This is a genomic window from Streptomyces sp. NPDC050549 (assembly GCF_040655035.1).
In the GTDB taxonomy this organism is placed as follows: Bacteria; Actinomycetota; Actinomycetes; order Streptomycetales; family Streptomycetaceae; genus Streptomyces.
In genome coordinates this window covers 775276-795119 of sequence record NZ_JBFAJD010000001.1, presented here as the reverse complement: position 1 = coordinate 795119, position 19844 = coordinate 775276, and the positions used below count along the sequence as shown (strand labels likewise).

The window sequence follows — 19844 nt, the reverse complement described above, 5'->3', positions numbered from 1 at the left end:
CTCCTACTCGCATCACTATTGTCGCAACTTTACTTTCCCACGCATCAGCACTGATGCAAATCAGTACAAATCCGCAGGTCAGGCGTAGGGTCTTCCGTGCATCACGAATCAACAACGGGAGTGGATACGTCATGGGCCGACCCCTGCGGGCCGATGCCGCGCGCACCGTGCGCGCGATCCTGGGGGCGGCCGAGCAGGTCCTCGCCAAGGACCCCGCGGCCTCCATGGAGCAGATCGCGGAGGAGGCAGGAGTGGCCAGAACGACCGTGCACCGGCGGTTCGCCAACCGCCAGGCCCTCATCGAAGCACTCGCCGCCTCGGCGAAGCGACAGCTCCTGGAGGGCGTAGAAGACGCCCACATGGACACCGCCCCACCCCTCGTGGCACTCCACCGCGTCACGGCGAACGTACTGCGGATCAAGAGCGCCTGGCCGTTCACCCTCGGCCACCCCCTCGCCGACTCCCCCCTCACGGCGGTGATCTGGTCCGAGGTCAACGCCGGTGCCCTCGAGTTCTTCGCCCGGGCCCAGCGCGAAGGGCTCCTCGCCCCGGACACGGATCTCATGTGGGCGCGGCGGGTCTACTACGCCCTCGTCGACGAGGCCCAGCACGGAGGCGGCGCGGATCTCGACCCGGACCAGGTCCGGCAGAACGCGGACGCACTGGCAACACTCGTCGTCGACACGTTTCTGCGCGGGACGGGACCCCACAGCTGAACCGCCCGGCCGGCAGGTCCCGTCCCGCCTTGCCCTCCGCCACCAACCGTACGATCGTGGACAGTGCCCAGGCACAAGGCAGAAGGGCCAGGTGCGCCATGCCTCGCACCGACGGGCAGTCCGGCCGACGCGCACGGCGGCTGGACAGGACCCACCCCGTCGAGTCCGTAACCATCGCGGTGACGGACGGGGACACACGCGTGGCCTACTGGAGTCGCGAGGCCCAGGAGATTCTCGGATACACCTCCGCGGAGATCATCGGCCGGCCCCTGGACGACCTGCTCTCCGCGGACGGTACGACGCTGCGGCATCGCGACGGCAGCCTGCTGGACACACAGGTCCACCTGAGCCCGTTGCTCGGCGCCACGCAGCAGCAGAACTTCCTCGTGACGACCATTGCGTCACCGGGCACGGGGAAGCTGCAGGACCTCATGTGGTGGCTGCTGGAGCAGCAGTCCCCGGCTCTGTCGATCTACGACCGTGAGGGCAGGCTGCTCTGGTCCAACGAGGCCGCACGGCAGGCGGTGGGCCTCGCCCAGGGCGAAGTCCGCGGCCGACGTCCGACCGAAGTCCTCCAGGGGCCCGCGTTCGAGGAGTTGGAGCGCAGGATCCTCAGGGTCGGCGAGACCGGCGAGCCGGAATACACCGAACTCGTCGTGGCACTCCCGCGGGAACCCAGGGCGCATGCCTGGACCGCGGACGTCTTCCCGCTCAAGGACGCGGGCGGCCGGGTGCACGCGGTGGGCCTGGTGGGCAACGACTACTCCGAACAGCACCAGAGCCGTGAGCGCATGGCCCTGCTCAGCGAGGCCAGGACCCGCATCGGCGCGAGCCTGGACGTGGCGGGCACCGCCCAGGAACTCGTCGACGTGACCGTGACGGTCTCCCACTTCGCCGACTTCGTCAGCGTGGATCTGCTGGAGGACGTCTTCCGTGGCGCGCTGCCCGGCCCCGGTCCCCGCACAGGACCCCTCTCGCTGCGACGGGCGGCGCAGGGCGGCGTCCGCCCTCTCCCGCCCGACGCCGCCCCTGCTGTCGGGGCGATCCATGCCCATCCGCAGTCGTCCCCCATCGTCCGCTGCCAGGTCACCGGCCGTACCGTGCTGGCCTATATACAGGACCCCGACATCGAGCGCTGGCTCGCCAAGAACCCCGTCCACGCGGCGTACGCCCACGCCCTCGGAACGCACTCCCTGCTCGCGGTGCCCGTCCGGGCCCGCGGCGTGATCCTCGGCACTGCTCTCTTCCTCAGGCACGCCGCCTCGCCCGACCCTTTCACCTCCGACGACGTGACCGTCATCGAGGACCTGGTGGCCAAGGCCGCCGTCTGCCTGGACAACGCCCGCCGCTTCACCCACGAACGCGGCATCGCACTGGCGCTCCAGCGGTCCCTCCTGCCGGGGAGGCCGACCCTCCACCCTGCGGTGGAGACGGCGTCCCGCTATGTGCCTGCGGGCGGCAGTGCCGGGGTGGGCGGCGACTGGTTCGACGTGATCCCGCTCCCGGGGGCGCGCGTCGGCCTCGTCGTAGGCGACGTCGTCGGGCACGGCATCAGTGCCTCGGCCACCATGGGCCGCCTGCGCACAGCGGTGCGCACCCTCGCCGACATCGACCTGGCACCCGACGAGCTCCTCACCCACCTCGACGACATCGTGACCCACTCCGGGCTCCCCCAGGACGCCGACGACGCCGACGACGTCTCGGCGCAACAGATCCCGGGAGACATCGGCGCCACGTGCCTGTACGCCGTCTACGATCCCGTCTCCCGCATCTGCTCGCTGGCCCGCGCCGGCCACCCGCCTCCAATCCTGGTCGGGCCGGACGCGACGGCCCGCGTCGTGGAGCTGCCAGCCGGCCCTCCCCTCGGCCTGGGCAGCCTGCCCTTCGAGGCGGCGGAGTTCATGATGCCCGAAAACAGCGTGCTGGCACTGTTCACGGACGGTCTCATCGAGAGCCGCCATTACGACCTCGACGAAGGAAACCGCATCCTGTGCCGGGCACTCGCCCGGCCACAACCCTCACTCGAAGCCCTCTGCGACACCGTCCTGGACACCCAACACCTTGCGGTCGACGGCGACGACGTCGCCCTGCTGCTGATCCGCGCCCGGGCCCTCGGCCCGGAAAGCCTGGCCACCTGGGACCTGCCCAGTGATCCCGCGATCGTCGCTAAGGCCCGCAAACGCACCTGCGACCGTCTCACCGAATGGGGGCTCGACGAGGCGTCGTTCGTCACGGAACTCGTCGTCAGCGAGCTGGTCACCAACGCCATCCGCTACGGCACCGGCCCGATCCGACTGCGGCTGATCAAGGACCGGACACTCACCTGCGAGGTGTCCGACGGCAGCAGCACCAGCCCTCACCTGCGCAGGGCCCGGCTGACCGACGAGGGCGGCCGCGGCCTGCTGCTGGTCGCCCAGCTCACCGAAAGGTGGGGCACTCGCCATACGCCTGCGGGCAAGACCATCTGGGCCGAACAGGTCCTCCACACCGCCTGAGCGGACGCCTGCCCCGCGGCGCGACCAAGACCGGGGATCGGGACAGACGCTGCCCCATTCACGGCGGAACCACAGCCTGGGTCGGCTTGTCGTCCGGGGGATGCGGTGGATCCCCTTGACGTCGCACCAGCCCACCCAGCGGACGTTGCTTCAGTCGCGGATCGGCTCCCATTCCCGATCAACCGCGGGACGGCAGGAGCGGGTACTCACACCACCCGCAGTCGAGGAAACGAGCGGCGAGAGTGCTTCCAGCGCTTTCGGATCGACCGTCAGACCCGGCCGTGGCCGGACATGGGCGACGACGGCTTCTCCCCATTTCTCGTCGGGGACGCCGATCACAGCGGTCTCAAGGACCGACAGGTCACCGGCCAGCACATCCTCGATCCCTCGGGGTAGGAAGCCGCCACATACCAGCTGTTGCGAAGCTACGCCGTTGTCGGCGATGACCTCGATCGGCTTTCCGGCAAACGAGGGCGCGCCCGTCGCGTCATCGCCCTTTGGGTCCGACGATCAGAACAGGCCGTTGTCGTGCGGCAGGGTGTCCGGGATGGCGGGGACGATGTCCCAATGCTCGACGATCTTGCCGTCGGCGACACGGAACAGATCGTTCCGCTGCGGTCGAGGGCCATCTCGACACGCCGCACTGCGGGGCGGTCATCTGCGTGTCGCACCCTTACCGAGCGGCGTCAACAAGGGGACAGCTCGTACATGTACTTCAGAGTGCTTCGGAGTCCGAGATGTCTGTCGCTGAGCGGCACTGGACCGCGTTTGACACCCGGAATGCCCGAATATGCAGCGTGGGCGGCAGACAGAAACGACGATACCTGTACCGCAGATTCGACCCGGATTCGACCCCGAGGGTTTGTTCAGCTGGTAAACATAGCCTCTGACCTGCGGAAATGCGGAGCGGCAGACGAGTCGGGCTGTACGCCGGGTTCTGTGTCCGGAAGGACCTCACGATCCCCCCGGCGACGGCCATCCATCTAGGACCGGTGTTGCCACCGGCCTCGTGCGGTCTACCCGCGGACTCGGGCGGGCAGCCCTCGAACGTCCGCGCAGAGCGCGTGTTACCGCACTCCTTTTGACCTTGCTCCGGGTGGGGTTTACCTAGCTGCCCAGGTCACCCTGGGCACTGGTGGTCTCTTACACCACCGTTTCACCCTTACCGAGGACCGAAATCCCCGGCGGTCTGTTTTCTGTGGCACTGTCCCGCGGGTCACCCCGGGTGGCCGTTAGCCATCACCCTGCCCTGTGGAGCCCGGACGTTCCTCGGGGAGTTCCCGCTAGGGGCACTCCACGCGGCCGTCCGCCCGGCTCGTCTGCCGTGTCGACCATGTTACCGGGCCCCCACCGCCCTTCCGACCGACGCCCGGTCCCTCCGACCCCGCCGGATCAACCGGCCCACCCGATCCCCCCGACCCCGCCGTCGCCAGAATCGAGCCCGCCAGGATCAGGGTGAAGGCGACGCCTATCCCCACCGTCAGGCTCTCCCCCAGGAACAGCGCCCCCGCCGCCACCGCGACCGCCGGGTTGACGTACGTGATCACCGTCGAGCGGGTCGGGCCGACCTCCTTGATCAGCTCCAGGAAGGCCACGAACGCCACCGCTGTGCAGATCACTCCCAGGCCAGCCAGGGACGCCAGGACCTGAGGAGAGGGGACCGAAGACGGCCAGGTGACCGCCGCCGCCGGGGCGTACACCACCGCCGCCAACGCGAGGCACGGTGCGGTCAGTTGCAGGGTCGGGACGTCCTTCAGGTAGCGGGCGGCGATCAGCGGGGCCGTCGCGTAGCCCAGTACCGTCAGCAGTACCTCCAGCAGGGAGCGCGCGTCGCCGCCCGTCAGGTGCGGGACCGTGAGGACCGTGACCCCGGCCAGGCCCAGCGTCAGGCCCGCCACCCGCCGCGCCCCCAGCCGCTCCGTCTCGCCGAAGAACCTCGCCATCAGCACGCCGACTATCGGTACGCCCGCGATCAGCAGACCCGCCGTGGAGCTCGACAGGTGCCGTTCCGCGTCCGTCAGTGTGAACCACGGGCCGATGATCTCTATGCACGCGAAGGCCAGCATCGGGCGCCAGTGCGACCGGACCACACGAGTCAGGCCGCCCTGTCGTAGCGCGAAGGGGAGCAGGAGTGCCGCGCCCAGGGCGCAGCGTGTGAAGACGACCATGGACGGGGAGAGCGGAGCGTCCACCGCCACCTTGATCATCAGGTAGGGGATGCCCCACACCACTCCCATCAGGGAGAACAGGAACCAGCCGCGTGCAGTCATACGGTGAGGATGCGCCGCCCCCTCACCGGGCGTCTTGAACGCTGTTGCGGTACGCCGCCGGGGTCACCCCGAGCACTCGCCGGAACCAGCGGGTCAGATGCGCCTGGTCCGCGAAGCCCACCTGCACCGCGACCTCGGCGGGACGTCCGCCCGCCTCCAGCAGCCCGCGTGCCCGGGTGACCCGGTACTGGGCGAGCCAGGCGTACGGCGGTATGCCCATCGTCGTGCGGAAGGCGCGGAGGAGCTGGTAGCGGGAGAGGCCGAAGTCGGCCGCCAGGGACGCGAGCGACGGTGGGGTCAGCAGTTCGTCCGCCAAGCGGTCCCTCACCGCGTGGGCCACCCAGGCCGCGCCCGGGATCTCGTCCGGTGCCGGGCGGGACGTGGAGTGGCGGCGGGTCAGGGCCGTGAGCAGCCACGGGAGGCGGGACTCGGCCTCCAACGGGTCGGGGCAGACGCTCAGTTCGGTGTGCGCGAGGCGGAACGCCCGGGCGAGTTCGGCGTCGTCGAGGAGCGGTTCGCGGAAGTGCGGGACGCCGCCGAGGGTGCCGTCGGTCAGGAGTGCCGGGTCGGCGTAGAGGGCGCGGTAGGCGTAGCCGGCGGTGGTGCTGCCGGGGCCGCCGGTGTGCATCTCGCCGGGGGCGAGTACGACGATGGAGCCGGGGGTCGTACGGATGTGGCCGCCGCGGTAGTCGATGAGTTCGGAGCCGTCGACACAGACGCCGATCGTGAACTCCTCGTGGGCGTGCGGGGCGTAGACGTGCCGGTCGAAGCGGGCGGTCAGGAGGTCGAGCGGCGGGCCGCAGTGGCCCAGTCTCGCCCTCGTCCACAGAGCCTGTTCACGTGCGCTCACCGGACGCACCCCCTTTCCTCCACAGGGTGCAACGCTCCGGGGCTCCGTGTCATGCCGGATTCAGCGCCCGCTGTCATGCCGGAGTGAGCGCCCGCTCCAGGATGTCGAAGGCCGCGTTCATCCGGGTCTGGTGGTCCTCGGCCGTCGCTTCCTCGCGTTCGCCGGCGAGCAGGCGGCGCGCGGTGGTGACGTACACCGATCGGTACGCGGCGACGATCAGGGCCGCGGTCAGGGCGGGGTCGGGGATGTCCGGGGCGGTCTCGGCGAGGGCGTCGGACAGGGCGTTCTCGATCTCCTCCAGGCCTTCGCGGGCCCGGGCACGCAGGGCCGGTGAGTCGATCACGACCTGCCAGAAGTCCGGGAATCTGTCGTTGGGGCCGGCCAACGGGTGGCGCTGGTCGCGGAGTTCGAGCGAGAGGCGGCGCAGCGCGGCGAGCGGGGTCTCGCCCGGGGCACGGTGGCGCACCGACCCGCTGAGCACCTCGACCGCCTCCGGGATGCGGTCGAGGAACAGGTCCTCCTTGCGCGGGAAGTAGTTGAAGACGGTCATCGTCGACACCTCGGCGGCGCGCGCGACCTCCGCCACCGACACTCCCTCGAAGCCGCGCGCCTTGAACAGCTCCGTGGCCACGTTCGAGATCCGCTGCCGGGTCGCCCGCTTCTTGCGCTCTCTCAGGGAGAGCTCGCCCTCACCATCACCCATGAGAACAGTGTAGCGAACATAATTTTTTAGTGACTACACTCTTAGCCGTGGACACTGAGAACACCGAAACGAACTACGACGTCGTCGTCTCCGGAGCCGGCCCCGTGGGGCTGCTCCTGGCCGCCGAGCTGACCCTCGGCGGCGCGCGTGTGCTGGTCGTGGAGCGGCTGGCCGACGTGGACGAGACGATCAAGGCCGGCGGCCTCAACTCCACGACCACCGTGGCCCTTTACCGGCGGGGGCTGCTGCCCGAGCTGACCGGACTGCACGAGGAGGCGATGAGCCGCTTCAAGGACTTCACGCGGGCGCACGGCGGCGGCAATGGCGATGGCGATGGCGACAACAGCCCCGTTCCGCCGCCGAAGTTCGCCGGGCACTTCTCCGGGATCATGCTGCGGGCCGATCTGCTCGACGAGTCGGACCCGGCCTTCGCCGGCCTCGGCCCGGTCGACCGCGTCGGACTCGTCCCGCAGGCCCCGCTGGAGCGGCTGCTCGGCCGGCATGCCGAGGGACTCGGCGTCGAGGTGCGCAGGCAGGTCGAGTTGACCGGCTTCGACGCCGACCAGGAGGGCGTGACGGTCAGCCTCGCCCCGACGGACGGCTCCGCGCCGTACGCCGTCCGGGCCGGCTGGCTGGTCGGCTGCGACGGTGGCCGCAGCCTCGTGCGCAAGCTCGCCGGGATCGAATTCCCGGGCACCGCACCGGAGATCACCGGCTACCAGGCCATCGCCGACATGACCGGCACCGAGCCGTTGCGCGGCGGCTGGAACACCACCGACGTGGGGACGTACGCCTTCGGCCCGCTGCCTGGACGGATACTCACCGTCGAGTTCGACGGACCGCCCGCCGACCGCCAATCCCCCGTCACCGCCGAGGAGTTGCAGGCGAGTGTGCGCCGGGTGACCGGCGTCGACGTCACCGTGCGCAGAGTCCACTCCTCGACCCGGTTCACCGACAACTGCCGTCAGGCGGAGACCTATCGGGCGGGCCGGGTGCTGCTCGCGGGCGACGCGGCGCACGTCCATTCGCCGTTCGGCGGGCAGGGGCTCAACCTCGGTGTCGGGGACGCGATGAACCTCGGTTGGAAGCTCGCCCTGGTGGTGAACGGCCGGGCGCCGGTCGAACTCCTCGACACCTACACGGCCGAGCGGCATCCGATCGGCGCCTGGGTGCTCGACTGGACGCGCGCCCAGATCGCGGTGATGCGCCCCGAGCCGCACTCCCGGGCCCTGCGCCAGGTGGTCACCGACCTCGCGGGGACGGTCGACGGCACGACGTACCTCGTCAAGCGGATCTCCGGTGTCTGGCAGCACTACGACCTCCCCGGCGACCACCCGCTGACCGGTCGCAGCGCCCCCGACCTCGAACTCGCCGACGGCACCCGCCTCGCCGACCACCTCCACAACGGCCGCGCCCTCCTCCTCGACCTCGCCGACGACCCGAAACTCCGGGCCCGCGCGGACGGCTACGAGGGTGTGGTGGACGTCCTCACCGCCTCCTGCCCCGGGCGGCCGGAACTCGCCGGGCTGTTGGTGCGGCCGGACGGGATCACGGCATGGGCGGTGGACACGGGTGGCGCCCAGGATCCGGGGGACGCACTGGAGTTGTGGTTCGGCGCGCCCGTTGGCGCTTGACCCTGCCGTAGCGTCAGCATCTGTACTGATCCCCATGAGGACCGACTGGGCAGGCGGCGGGCGGGTGTTCGGGTATGAGCGGGCGCGACGGGCCCTGGTGGCCGGGGCGGTACTCGCATGTGTGCTGGAGACGCTCACCATGTCGGTGCTGTTGCGGAACTGGCCGGTGCTCCACCAACTGGTGCCGGTCCTGGGCCTCTGCGCGGTCGCGTCCGTCGCCGCCCTGCACGCGTCCTCCGTAGCCCGCCCCCACCTGCTGGACACGGATGCGCTGCGTCTCCGGCGGGCCGCCCGCGCAGACGTGATCGTCCCGCTGGGCCATATCGCCTCTGCCGAGGGCGAGTTGCGTGCCGCCCGCCGCCGCGCCGACGATGAACTCGATCTCCCCGTCGGCTTCCGCACCTCCGTCACCCTCCGACTCGCCGAGCCCGTCACCCACTTGACGCTCCTCGGCCGACGGCGGGAGGTCGACACCGTCCGCTTCCACGCCGACGACGCCGAGAACGCCGTAGAAACTCTTGTGGAGGCGATCACGCAAGCGCGAACCGTACCTTCGACGTCCCCGGGTCGGCCTGCGTGAGCCGGACCCGCAGTCGCTCGCCCAGAGGCAGTGGAGTCGTGCCGCCTTCGAGGCGCGCGACGACGGCCGGAGTGTCCAACTGGACCTTTCCCACGGTGGGTTGGTGTTCCTCGACGTCCACCACGTAGCCGTCGAAGAGGTCGCCGACGCGGTCCTTCAGCAGCGCGGCCTCGACGATGTCGACGCACTCGCGCTCGACCGTGCCCGCGATGCGGGTGCCGTCGGCCATCTGTTTGGGGAGGGCGTCGAGGCCGGCCAGGACCCAGGTGGGCGGGGACGCGGGAGAGAGGCAGATCTCGGCGGCGTAGCGGTCGACCAGGCGTCGTAGCGGGGCCGTGCAGTGGGTGTAGGGGGCGGCCACCGCGGCATGGGTGGTGATGGCTGGGAGGTCGCCGTCGCGGAAGACCGTGTATCCCGCGCCGCGCAGCAGGGTCGTGCACTCCTGGAGGAAGGCCGCGTGGTGCGGGAGGCGCGGGTCGAGGGAGCGGATGAGTGCGGCGTACGACACGTGGTGCGGCCAGTCGATGTGCAGGGCGCGCGCGGTGTGGTGCAGGCGGCCGACGGCGCCGTCCGGGGCGGCGGGCAGGGTGCGCAGGACGCCCGTGCCGTGCGCGAGCATCAGGTCGGCGGCGGCCATGCCGGTGAGCAGGGAGAGCTGGGCGTTCCAGCCGTCGGCGGGGAGCGGGGCGCGGTAGGAGAGTTCGTAGGTGTGGTCGCGCTCGACGATCTCCTGCTCGGGCACGTTGAGGGAGATGCCGCCGCGCTCGACCTCCAGACGTTCACGCGCCTCGCCGATGTCCTTGAGCAGCGCGAGCGGTTCCTCGGCGGTGCCCGTGTCGATCCGTTGCTGCACGGTCGCGTAGTCGAGCTTCGCCCGGCTGCGGACGAGGGCCCGGTGGACGTCGACGGCGATGGTACGGCCGTCCGCGTCCAGGTCGATCGTCCACAGCACCGCCGGCCGGGTCACGTCCGGCAGCAGACTCGCGGCACCCTCGCTGAGCAGGGGCGGGTGCAGCGGGGTCTTCTCGTCGGGGAAGTAGAGGGTGGTCACGCGGCGGTGGGCCTCCGCGTCGAGCGCTCCGCCGGGTACGACGAAGGCGGCGACGTCGGCGATGGCGTACCGGACCCGGAAACCGGTCCCCCGGCGGGACAGGTGCATAGCCTGGTCGAGGTCCATGGACGTGGGCGGGTCGACGGTGAAGAAGGGGATGTCCGTGACGTCCGGGACCTGCGGCAGCGGCGCCGCGGCTGCCCTCCCCCATTCTCGGCTCCGCTCGAACGGGGGGACCCCCATCGCCTCCGCCAGTACCTCCGGCGGGAAGTCCTCGGGTACGCCGAGTTCGGTGCGGAGAGCGGCGAGGGCGGCGCGGAGCGGGGCTTCGGGGGTGCCGGTCACCCGGATGCGGCGGCGGGGCATGACACGAGCGTAGGCACAATCCGCCGGGCCGCACCCTTTACGCTGGCGCAGCACCCACCGTAAGGAGAAACCCACCGTGCTCGTCCTGCTGCCGCCCTCCGAAGGCAAGGCCTCCTCCGGCCGCGGTGCCCCGCTCAAGCCGGAATCGCTGTCGCTGCCGGGACTCGCCGACGCCCGCGCGGCCGTACTCGACGAACTCGTCGAGCTGTGCGCGGCCGACGAGGACAAGGCGCGCGAGGTGCTCGGGCTGAGCGAGGGCCTGCGGGGCGAGATCGCGAAGAACGTCGACCTGCGGAGCGCCGGCGCGCGGCCCGCCGGGGAGATCTACACGGGTGTCCTCTACGACGCCCTCGACCTGGCTTCGCTGGACACGGCCGCGAAGAAGCGGGCCGCGCGCTCGCTGCTCGTCTTCTCCGGGCTGTGGGGCGCGGTGCGGGTGACGGACCGGATTCCGTCGTACCGCTGCTCGATGGGGGTACGGCTGCCCGGGCTCGGGGCGCTGGGCGCGCACTGGCGGGCGCCCATGGCGGCCGTGCTGCCCGAGGCCGCCGGGAACGGGCTCGTGCTCGACCTGCGGTCCTCGGCGTACGCGGCGGCGTGGAAGCCGAAGGGCGGGGTCGCGGGGCGGACGGCGACGGTACGGGTGCTGCACGCGCCGACCCGGAAGGTCGTCAGCCACTTCAACAAGGCGACGAAGGGGCGGATCGTACGGAGTCTGCTGAGCGCGTCGGCCGCGCCCGGGACGCCGGCGGAACTGGTGGACGCGTTGCGGGGGCTGGGCTACGAGGTGGAGGCGGAGGCGCCCGGGCAGTCGGGGCGACCCTGGTCGCTGGATGTGCTGGTGGACGAGATTCACTGAGTACCCCCGAGCCAGCGTTGCAGTATGCGCAATGGGCTTTGCGCATACTGCATCCCCTCGGCAGGATGAGGCCATGGCTTCCTCCTCGCTGCTCGATCTCGCTCCCGTGCTGCCCGTCGTCGTCATCGAGGACGCGGCCGACGCCGTACCGCTCGCGCGGGCGCTGGTCGCCGGGGGGCTGCGGGCGATCGAGGTGACGCTGCGGACACCGGTCGCACTGGAGGCGCTGCGGGCCATCGCGGACGAGGTGTCGGGGGCGGTGGTCGGGGTGGGGACCGTGCTGACTCCTGGGCAGGTGAAGGAGTCGGTGGCGGCGGGAGCGGGATTTCTGGTGAGCCCGGGGTGGACGGATCTGCTGCTGGAGGCGATGCAGGGGTCCGGAGTGCCGTTCCTGCCGGGGGTGTCGACCACGTCCGAGGTCGTGGCGCTGCTGGAGCGCGGGGTGCGGGAGATGAAGTTCTTCCCGGCCGAGGCGGCGGGCGGTACGGCCTATCTCAGGTCGCTGGCGGGGCCGCTGCCGCAGGCGCGGTTCTGTCCCACGGGTGGGATAGGGATCGACTCCGCGCCGGAATACCTGGCGTTGCCCAACGTCGGCTGTGTGGGCGGGAGTTGGATGATCCCGGCGGACGCGGTGGCCGCGCGGGACTGGGCGCGGATCGAGGCGCTGGCCCGCGAGGCGGCGACGCTCAGCGCAGGTGGGACGTGTCGTTGAAAAGCCGGACACTCGCGTTGCCGTCCGCGTAGTACGCCACCGCGGAGAGCGAGGCCGCCGAGAGTTCCATGCGGAACAGGGACTCCGGCGGGGCGCCCAGGGCGAGTTGGACGAACGTCTTGATCGGCGTGACATGGGTGACGAGCAGGACCGTGCGGCCCGCGTAGGCCGCGATCAGCTTGTCGCGGGTGGCGGCGATACGGGTCGCCGTGGCCGCGAAGCTCTCGCCGCCTCCGGTGGGTCGGGCCGTCGGGTCGGCCAGCCACGTCGTCAGGTCGTCCGGATAGCGCTCTTGGACCTCGCCGAAGGTGAGGCCCTCCCAGGCGCCGAAGTCCGTTTCGCGCAGGCCCTCTTCGATCGTCACGTCCAGACCGAGGCGGTCCGCCACGGCCGCGGCGGTCTCGCGGGTGCGGGTGAGGGGGGACGCGATGATGTGCTGGATGGTGCCGCGGGCCGCCAACGCGGTTGCCGCGCGGGCGGCTTGGTCCTGGCCGACGGATGAGAGGGAGGGGTCGGTGCCGCCGCTGCCGGAGAAGCGCTTCTGGGGGGTGAGGGGGGTTTCGCCGTGACGGAGCAGGACGAAGGTGGCGGGGGCGCCCATGTCCGCGGGGGCCCAACCCGGGCTGGGGGCGGCCACGTTGCGGGCGGCGCGGACGTCAGCCTCGGTCGTCGTCACGGTGGCGGCCGGTGGGGACTGGTCGCGCCCGCGCGGCGGAGCCGCACATGTGACAGCCCCGCGCCCCTGGATGGGCTGCGCCCCATCCATGGCCTCGTTCGCCAGCCTGTCCGCGTGCTTGTTCTTCTCCCGGGGAATCCATTCGTACGTCACCTGATCCGCCGGGAACACCGCACCCGCCTCCGCCGCCAGCGGCTTCATATCAGGGTGTTTGATCTTCCAGCGGCCTGACATCTGTTCCACGACCAGCTTGGAGTCCATGCGGACGTGGACTCGGGCGGAGGGGTCCAGGGCGTGGGCGGCGCGCAGGCCGGCGATCAGGCCGCGGTACTCGGCGACGTTGTTCGTGGCGACGCCGATGTACTCGGCCTCCTCCACCAGGGTCTCCCCCGTCGTCGCGTCGATGACCACGCTGCCGTAGCCCGCGGGCCCCGGGTTGCCCCGGGAACCGCCGTCGGCCTCGACGATGAACTCCCGCACGCCGTAAACCCCTTACAGACCGGACTCGGACGTGCGCACCAGGATGCGGCGGCAGTTCTCGCAGCGGACCACCGTGTCGGGGGCCGCCGCGCGGATCTCGTTGATGTCGGTGATGGCGAGCTCCTGGCGACAGCCCTGGCAGGTGCGCTGGTAGAGCTTGGCCGCGCCGATGCCGCCCTGCTGCTGGCGGAGCTTGTCGTAGAGCTTGAGGAGGTCCGCGGGGATGGTGGCCGCGATGACCTCGCGCTCCTTCTCGGCCTTGGCCTCGTCCGCGTCGAGGGTCTCGGCGGCGGCGTCGCGGCGGGCGGTCGCGTCGTCGATCTTGCCCTGCACGGAACCGACCCGCTCGGTCAGTTCGGCGGTGCGCTCCTGCGCGGACTCACGGCGCTCCATGACCTCCAGGACGATGTCCTCCAGGTCTCCCTGGCGCTTGGCGAGGGAGACGATCTCGCGCTGGAGGTTCTCCAGGTCCTTGGGGGACGTGACGGCACCGGAGTCGAGGCGCTGCTGGTCGCGGGTGGCGCGCTGGCGGACCTGGTCGACGTCCTGCTCGGCCTTGGTCTGCTCGCGGGCGCAGTCGCTCTCCTCGGTCTGCACGGCCACGAGCAGGTCGCGCAGCTGGGTGAGGTCCTTGGTCAGCGCGTCGATCTCGGCGTGCTCGGGCAGCGAGTTGCGCTTGTGCGCGAGCTGCTGGAGGCGTACGTCGAGGGCCTGGACGTCGAGAAGTCGGATCTGGTCGGCGGGCGCGGCGTTCAGTTGGGGGCTCCCAGTGGGTCAGGTGTGGTGGCGGACGCCGCGTGGGCGGTCCAGGGGTCGGTGACCGTCTTGGAGACGTGGACCCGCAGGCCCCATCCCTCGCGGTCGGAGATCTCGTCGAGCTGGGCGGCGGCCAGCTCGCACCAGGGCCACTCGGTGGCCCAGTGCGCCGCGTCGAGCAGCGCGAGAGGACTGTGGGCGCGGGCCTCGGAGGCCGGGTGGTGGCGGAGGTCCGCGGTGAGGAAGGCGTCGACGCCCGCCGCGCGTACGTCGTCGAAGAGGCTGTCGCCGGAGCCGCCGCTGACGGCGACCGTGCGGACCAGGGCGTCGGGGTCGCCGGCGACGCGGATGCCCTGCGCGGTGGCGGGGAGGCGCTCGGCGGCGCGGGCGGCGAGTTCTCGGACGGTGAGCGGGTGGTCCAGCTCGCAGACGCGGCCGAGGCCCCGGCGGCCTTCCGGATCGGTGGGGTCCGGCACGAGAGGTCGTACGACACGGAGGTCGAGCGCGCCCGCGAGGGCGTCGGAGACACCCGGGTCGGCGCGGTCGGCGTTGGTGTGGGCGACGTGCAGCGCGATGTCGTGCTTGATCAGGGTGTGCACCACGCGGCCCTTGAAGGTGGAGGCCGCGACCGTGGTCGTACCGCGGAGGTAGAGGGGGTGGTGGGTGACCATCAGGTCGGCGCCCAGCTTCACCGCCTCGTCGACGATCTCCTGGACCGGGTCCACGGCGAACAGCACGCGCGTGACGTCCTGTTCCGGGTCGCCCGTGACGGTGCCGACCGCGTCCCAGGACTCGGCCCGCTCGGCGGGCCACAGGTTCTCCAGCGCGGCGACGACTTCGGACAGGCGGGGTACGGACTGACGGGGCACGGGGAAAGGCTACCTGGCTGGACCGATCGGCTGAACCGCTGAAGCGGTCGTACCCGGCCTACGGCCCCGTTCAGCACACCCGCCCCCGTTTCCTCAGGCGAATCGTTACTTGGCCACCCTTATGTGTGATGAGGCTGCTCATCGGTCCCACGTCTGTACGTACGAAAACTAGTTTCGTGGCTGGAGGTGACCGAACCATGACGGCCTGTGCGATCGAGCCCACGGCGGCGGACGAGGACGGGGACGAGTGCGGGGGCACGCGGACCGATGACACCGCGTGTGTGATCACCGCTGACGGGGCGTACGCGGCCCGCCTCGCGCCGGCCGGCGACTGTCTGTTCCCGGAGCGGTGGACCCTGGACGGCCCCGAGCCGTACGCGGTGCCGCTGCCCGGCAACCAGCCCGAGGAGCCCGGCAGCGAGGTGCAGCCGATGGGCGACGGGCGGGTGCTCATCCGGCGGCTGGTGGACGGGCGGCACACGTTCTCGCTGCTCTACCCGACCGGCCCGGGCACCGGTGAGCTGCCGCTCGGCGCGGTCGAGTGCCCGGACCCGGACACCCGGCTGCGGCTGCTGCCGCCGGCACCGGGGGGCGAGAAGGCGTACGCCCTCGCCGTGGGCCGGCGTTCGACGGCCGTGTGGCTGGTGGCGGGGGGTGCCTTCGGTCCTGAGCATCTCGCGATGGTCCCGGGGCGCTGTTCGGGCGGGGTGTGGCTCGACCGGGCGGGGCGGATGCTGGCGCTGGACCGGGAGGTCGGCGGGCGGACCAAGGCGATCGTGGTGGACCTGGAGCGGGACGGGGAGGTGTCGCCGCTGCTGCAGATCGCCGCGGACAGCGACGACCGGCTGCTCGCGGCCGATCCCGACAGCGGGCTGCTGCTCATCCGCTCGGACGCGCCGTCGCCCGGGCGGGAGGAGCGGCTGGGCTGGGGGGTGATCGGCTCCACGCTGCCGGTGCGGTTCCCGGAATGTCTGCGGGTGCCGGACTGCACGGTGACGCCGTTCGCGATCCAGCCGGGGCAGGTGCTGATGCCGGAGAACTGCGGGGTGGCGCTGCGCATCGACGGGCCGGGCGGCAGCTGGCTCGGCGTATGGCGGCCCTCGGACCGGCAGCTGCTCCAACTCCCGGTGCCCGAGGGGTGGTTGGCGGGCGCCGGGCTGTGGAGCGAGGGCGGGGTGCTGCAACTGCCGTACGCCACACGGGAAGTGCCGTGCGGTGTGGCGCGGTTCGCGGCGCCCAGGGGGGCGGGGGACAACGGGGGCCCCGGAGCCGGGGGGAACCCCGGGGCGACGGGGGTGGCGGGGGAAACGGGGGGTACGGGGGATACGCGCCCGGGGGATCCGGTTCGGGACGGGACGGTGGGTGCGCCTGGGGAGGCCGCGCCGGAGCCGTCGGGGCCGTCCGAACCGGATCCTCCGGTGCCGGTCGCACCGCGTCCGGTGCCGTTGCGGGAGGCACCGCTCAAAGGCCGGGTGGCCGTCGGGTAACAAAGTGGTGCGGCTCGGTAACGAAGTCGTTCCGGACGACAGGCCGTCGCGCGTCGTCCCGGGAACGGCTGGATAAGATCGCCGAGCTGTATGAAGGATCTTGTTACTACGGGGTGAAGTTTCCGATGAACGACACGAGCACGGCACAGACGATGTCCGCAGACGCCCAGGACACCTCGGGCCACGGCAAGCACCGGGGCCCGGTCTCGGCGCAGGACGGCGACGCTGCCGCCCACGGCCGTCACCGCAAGCCGTCCGAGCAGTCCGAGTACGCGAACGCCTGACGGTACGTCAGGCACCTTGCACCACACGGCCCCGCTCGTCCTCGGACGGGCGGGGCCGTCGCGTTCCCTACGCTCCGCCCGGCTCCCGCTTGAGCCCGAGCACCTCGGCCGCCGCGAACGTCTCCTCCGCCGGTCGCCTGGCGTAGTGCGGAGTGAGTACGGCGTCCAGCTCGTCGTAGGTGAAGGTGTCCTGCTTGCTGTCGAACTTGGCCTGCACGTGCGGGCGTTCGACGATCGCGACCATGCCGCCGTGGACGACGAGGAGCTGTCCGTTGATCCGCGCGGCAGCGGGTGAGGCCAAGTAGCCGACGAGCGGGGCGACATGCTCGGGTGCGAGCGGGTCGAGGCCGTCGTCGGGCTCCTGGAAACCGGCGAAGACGTCCTCGGTCATCCGGGTGCGGGCGCGCGGGCAGATGGCGTTCGCGGTGACGCCGTACTTGGCCAGCGCGAGGGCCGTGGAGGTGGTCAGGCCGACGATTCCGCCTTTCGCCGCCGCGTAGTTGGGCTGTCCGGCGGAGCCGGCGAGAAACGCCTCGGACGAGGTGTTCACGATCCGCCCGTACACCGGCGCGCCCGCCTCCTTGGACCGCCGGCGCCAGTGGGCGGACGCGAAGTGGGTCGTGTTGAAGTGGCCCTTGAGGTGGACCCGGATCACCGAGTCCCACTCGCCCTCCGTCATGGAGAAGACCATGCGGTCGCGCAGGATGCCCGCGTTGTTGACGAGGATGTCGAGGCCGCCGAGTTCGGCGATCGCCAACTCGACCAGCTCGCTCGCCTGTTGGGTGTCGGCCACGTCCCCGGTGTGGGCGACGGCCCGGCCGCCCGCCTCGCGGATCTCGGCGGCGACCCGTTCGGCGGGGCCCGCGGAGGCCTCGCCCGAGCCGTCCCGGCCGGGCTGGCCGTAGTCGTTGACGACCACGGCCGCGCCGAGCCGGGCGAGTTCGAGCGCCTCGGCCCGGCCGAGCCCGCGTCCGGCGCCGGTGACGATCGCGACCAGGCCCTCAAGTGGCAGCGTCATACCGGCCCTCAGATCTCGATACAGGTGCGCAGGGCCGTCCCCGAACGCATCTGGTCCAGGGCCTCGTTGATGTCGGCCAGCGGCACCCGGTGGGTGATCAGGCCCTCCAGGTCGACGCGGCCCGCCCGCCACAGGGCGATCGTGCGCTCGTAGGAACGCAGCACGTCTCCCCCGCCGTACATCGAGGGCAGGATGCGCTTCTCGTCGAAGAACAGCTCGAACATGTTGAGTTGGAGGAAGTCGTCGAGCGCGCCCGCACCGACGATGACGAGGGTGCCGCCGCGCCGGGTGTTCTCGTAGGCGGTGCGGGCGGTGGTGGAGCGGCCGACGACCTCGAAGACGTAGTCGAAGCCCTCGCCGGCGGTGACCTCCTGCTTGGCGGCGGGCAGCTCGTCCGGTGAAACCGCCCTGGTGGCACCGAACTTGAGCGCGGCCTCGCGGCGCGCGGCGACCGGGTCGACGGCGACGATCTCGGCGGCGCCCTTGAGCCGGGCGCCCTGGATCGCGGAGATGCCGACGCCTCCGCAGCCGATCACGGCGACCGACGAACCTGCCTCCACGTCGGCCGTGTTGAGGGCGGCGCCGAGTCCGGTGGTGACGCCGCAGCCGATGAGGGCCGCGATGTCGAAGGGCACGTCGTCGGGGATCGGCACGGCGCAGCCGGCGTCGACGACGACCTCCTCGGCGAAGGTGCCGGTGCCCGCGAAGCCGAACACATCGCCGCCGGGGCGCTTGAAGTTGGGGGTGCCCGCGTTCATGAAGCCGGCCAGACACAGCTGGGTCTGGCCGCGCTTGCAGGCGGCACACACACCGCAGGCCGGCAGCCAGCAGACCACGACCCGGTCGCCGGCCTTCAAGTGGCTTACGCCCTCGCCGACTTCGAGGATCTCGCCGGCGCCCTCGTGGCCGGGCACGAACGGTGCCGGCTGCGGCAGTACGCCGGCCATCGCGGACAGGTCCGAGTGGCACAGCCCCGTGGCGCGCACCCGGATCCTGACCCGGCCGGGCCCGAAGCCCGTCGCCTCGACGTCGTCGAGGACTTCCAGTTTGTCCTGGCCTATCTCGTGCAGTACGGCTGCGCGCATGGGGCGCTCCCCTCGACTCTGCTCAACTCGGGCCTGGTTCAGGAGTGTTCGACGGTCGTGTCGGCCAGGACGGGCGCGTCGTCCCGCTCCACGGCGCTCACCGCGACCCGCACCCCGGTGTCGCCCTGTCGCCACATGCGGATGCGCAGCGTCTCGCCGGGGAAGACGACTCCGGCGAACCGGGTGTCGTAGGCGCGCACCCGGGTCACATCGCCGTCGAGCAGGGTGTCGACGACGGCCTTGAGCGTCATGCCGTAGGTGCACAGCCCGTGCAGGATGGGCCGGTCGAATCCGGCTACCTTGGCGAACTCCGGGTCGGCGTGCAGTGGGTTCCAGTCGCCGGAGAGGCGGTACAGGAGGGCCTGGTCCTCGCGGATGTGCCGCTCGACCACCTTGTCGGGGGCGCCCGTCGGCGGTTCGAGGCGGGTGGAGGGGCCGCGGTCGCCGCCCCAGCCACCTTCTCCCCGTACGAAGATCTGCGCGTCGTTGGTCCACAACGGGCCGCCGGCGTCGGCGACTTCGGTGCGCATGACGAGGACGGCCGCCTTGCCCTTGTCGTACACGGCGGCGATGCGGCCGGTGCTGGTCGCGGTGCCCTGGACGGGGATGGGCCGGTGCAGGCGCAGGGACTGCCCGCCGTGCAGGACGCGGGCGAGGTCGACCTCGATGCCGGGCATGGACAGGCCGCTGATCACGCCGGGTGAGCCGTTGCCCGCGACGGTGGCGAAGCTCGGCAGGACGTGCAGCCGGGACTCCAGGGTGTAGCGCAGCTCGTCGGGGTCGGTCGCCGGGGTGCCCGCGCCGAGGCCGAGGTGGTAGAGCTGGACGTCCTTGGTGGTCCAGGAGATCTCGCCGGTCCGGGGTTCGGCCGCGAGGGCCAGGGCTGCGTCGATGGGCATGGGGCTCCTGATCGCCGGTGGTCGAAGACCTCGGTGCGGCCGTCCGCACCGTCG

Annotated in this window: 18 protein-coding genes, 1 other RNA gene and 1 pseudogene; 8 read left to right on the top strand and 12 right to left on the bottom strand. The window is 71.5% G+C overall.

Annotated features, from left to right (window positions below; translation table 11 throughout):
• The first annotated feature begins 131 nt into the window (after positions 1-131).
• Together AB0I51_RS03605 and AB0I51_RS03600 are read left to right on the top strand one after the other, a co-directional pair.
• Complete coding sequence (locus AB0I51_RS03605) at positions 132-716, top strand: helix-turn-helix domain-containing protein (protein WP_362970966.1); 585 nt, start codon at positions 132-134, stop codon at positions 714-716.
• A gap of 98 nt (positions 717-814) precedes the next feature.
• On the top strand, positions 815-3211 hold the full coding sequence (locus AB0I51_RS03600) for a SpoIIE family protein phosphatase (RefSeq protein ID WP_362970964.1): 2397 nt from the start codon (positions 815-817) through the stop codon (positions 3209-3211).
• A gap of 150 nt (positions 3212-3361) precedes the next feature.
• On the opposite strand, the gene AB0I51_RS03595 is transcribed toward AB0I51_RS03600, so the two are convergent.
• The 5 genes and pseudogenes from AB0I51_RS03595 to AB0I51_RS03575 form a co-directional block, all read right to left on the bottom strand.
• Entirely contained in the window at positions 3362-3586 is a 225-nt protein-coding gene (locus tag AB0I51_RS03595; protein WP_362970962.1) for a hypothetical protein, read from the bottom strand.
• A 535-nt stretch (positions 3587-4121) separates the two neighbouring features.
• Positions 4122-4529, bottom strand: an RNA gene (gene rnpB / locus AB0I51_RS03590) — RNase P RNA component class A.
• 169 nt (positions 4530-4698) lie between these two features.
• Positions 4699-5481 (bottom strand): annotated as a pseudogene (locus AB0I51_RS03585) (DMT family transporter); the annotation flags it as partial.
• A 22-nt stretch (positions 5482-5503) separates the two neighbouring features.
• Positions 5504-6331 carry an AraC family transcriptional regulator gene (locus AB0I51_RS03580; protein WP_362970960.1) on the bottom strand — a complete coding sequence of 276 codons (828 nt, stop codon included), beginning with the start codon at positions 6329-6331 and terminating at the stop codon, positions 5504-5506.
• A 73-nt stretch (positions 6332-6404) separates the two neighbouring features.
• Positions 6405-7034, bottom strand: a complete 630-nt coding sequence (locus AB0I51_RS03575; RefSeq protein ID WP_362970956.1) for a TetR/AcrR family transcriptional regulator — start codon at positions 7032-7034, stop codon at positions 6405-6407.
• 47 nt (positions 7035-7081) lie between these two features.
• On the opposite strand from AB0I51_RS03575, the gene AB0I51_RS03570 reads away from it, so the two are divergent.
• Both AB0I51_RS03570 and AB0I51_RS03565 read left to right on the top strand, forming a co-directional pair.
• A complete protein-coding gene (locus tag AB0I51_RS03570) occupies positions 7082-8668 on the top strand; it encodes an FAD-dependent monooxygenase (protein WP_362970954.1) in 1587 nt (528 codons plus the stop codon).
• A 34-nt stretch (positions 8669-8702) separates the two neighbouring features.
• Positions 8703-9248 (top strand): hypothetical protein, encoded by a 546-nt coding sequence (locus AB0I51_RS03565; RefSeq protein WP_362970952.1) that lies wholly within the window; start codon positions 8703-8705, stop codon positions 9246-9248.
• On the opposite strand, the gene AB0I51_RS03560 is transcribed toward AB0I51_RS03565, so the two are convergent.
• On the bottom strand, positions 9199-10665 hold the full coding sequence (locus tag AB0I51_RS03560) for an RNB domain-containing ribonuclease (protein ID WP_362970950.1): 1467 nt from the start codon (positions 10663-10665) through the stop codon (positions 9199-9201). The two genes, AB0I51_RS03565 and AB0I51_RS03560, sit on opposite strands and share 50 nt — an antisense overlap.
• A gap of 76 nt (positions 10666-10741) precedes the next feature.
• On the opposite strand from AB0I51_RS03560, the gene yaaA reads away from it, so the two are divergent.
• Together yaaA and AB0I51_RS03550 are read left to right on the top strand one after the other, a co-directional pair.
• Entirely contained in the window at positions 10742-11524 is a 783-nt protein-coding gene (gene yaaA / locus AB0I51_RS03555; protein ID WP_362970948.1) for a peroxide stress protein YaaA, read from the top strand.
• A 73-nt stretch (positions 11525-11597) separates the two neighbouring features.
• Positions 11598-12236 (top strand): bifunctional 4-hydroxy-2-oxoglutarate aldolase/2-dehydro-3-deoxy-phosphogluconate aldolase, encoded by a 639-nt coding sequence (locus AB0I51_RS03550; RefSeq protein WP_362970946.1) that lies wholly within the window; start codon positions 11598-11600, stop codon positions 12234-12236.
• Here the strand turns inward: AB0I51_RS03550 and AB0I51_RS03545 are convergent.
• Genes AB0I51_RS03545 through AB0I51_RS03535 form a run of 3 tightly spaced genes read right to left on the bottom strand, consistent with a single transcriptional unit; the run spans position 12211 to position 15017 of the window.
• Complete coding sequence (locus AB0I51_RS03545; protein WP_362970944.1) at positions 12211-13392, bottom strand: bifunctional RNase H/acid phosphatase; 1182 nt, start codon at positions 13390-13392, stop codon at positions 12211-12213. The genes AB0I51_RS03550 and AB0I51_RS03545 overlap by 26 nt on opposite strands.
• A 12-nt stretch (positions 13393-13404) precedes the next feature.
• The gene (locus AB0I51_RS03540; RefSeq protein WP_359613916.1) at positions 13405-14148 is read right to left on the bottom strand and encodes a C4-type zinc ribbon domain-containing protein; all 744 of its coding nucleotides are present in this window, start codon (positions 14146-14148) and stop codon (positions 13405-13407) included.
• Entirely contained in the window at positions 14145-15017 is an 873-nt protein-coding gene (locus AB0I51_RS03535; RefSeq protein WP_362970942.1) for a Nif3-like dinuclear metal center hexameric protein, read from the bottom strand. Before AB0I51_RS03535 ends, AB0I51_RS03540 begins: the two co-directional genes overlap by 4 nt.
• Positions 15018-15214: 197 nt before the next feature.
• On the opposite strand from AB0I51_RS03535, the gene AB0I51_RS03530 reads away from it, so the two are divergent.
• Together AB0I51_RS03530 and AB0I51_RS03525 are read left to right on the top strand one after the other, a co-directional pair.
• Positions 15215-16504 carry a hypothetical protein gene (locus AB0I51_RS03530; RefSeq protein ID WP_362970940.1) on the top strand — a complete coding sequence of 430 codons (1290 nt, stop codon included), beginning with the start codon at positions 15215-15217 and terminating at the stop codon, positions 16502-16504.
• A gap of 125 nt (positions 16505-16629) precedes the next feature.
• The gene (locus AB0I51_RS03525) at positions 16630-16788 is read left to right on the top strand and encodes a hypothetical protein (RefSeq protein ID WP_362970938.1); all 159 of its coding nucleotides are present in this window, start codon (positions 16630-16632) and stop codon (positions 16786-16788) included.
• A gap of 67 nt (positions 16789-16855) precedes the next feature.
• Here AB0I51_RS03525 and AB0I51_RS03520 read toward each other — a convergent pair whose 3' ends face one another.
• Genes AB0I51_RS03520 through AB0I51_RS03510 form a run of 3 tightly spaced genes read right to left on the bottom strand, consistent with a single transcriptional unit; the run spans position 16856 to position 19790 of the window.
• Complete coding sequence (locus AB0I51_RS03520) at positions 16856-17806, bottom strand: 3-oxoacyl-ACP reductase (protein ID WP_362970936.1); 951 nt, start codon at positions 17804-17806, stop codon at positions 16856-16858.
• Between the two features lie 8 nt (positions 17807-17814).
• Positions 17815-18891 (bottom strand): Zn-dependent alcohol dehydrogenase, encoded by a 1077-nt coding sequence (locus tag AB0I51_RS03515; protein WP_362970934.1) that lies wholly within the window; start codon positions 18889-18891, stop codon positions 17815-17817.
• A 38-nt stretch (positions 18892-18929) separates the two neighbouring features.
• Positions 18930-19790 carry a MaoC/PaaZ C-terminal domain-containing protein gene (locus AB0I51_RS03510; protein WP_362970932.1) on the bottom strand — a complete coding sequence of 287 codons (861 nt, stop codon included), beginning with the start codon at positions 19788-19790 and terminating at the stop codon, positions 18930-18932.
• Positions 19791-19844: the final 54 nt, after the last annotated feature.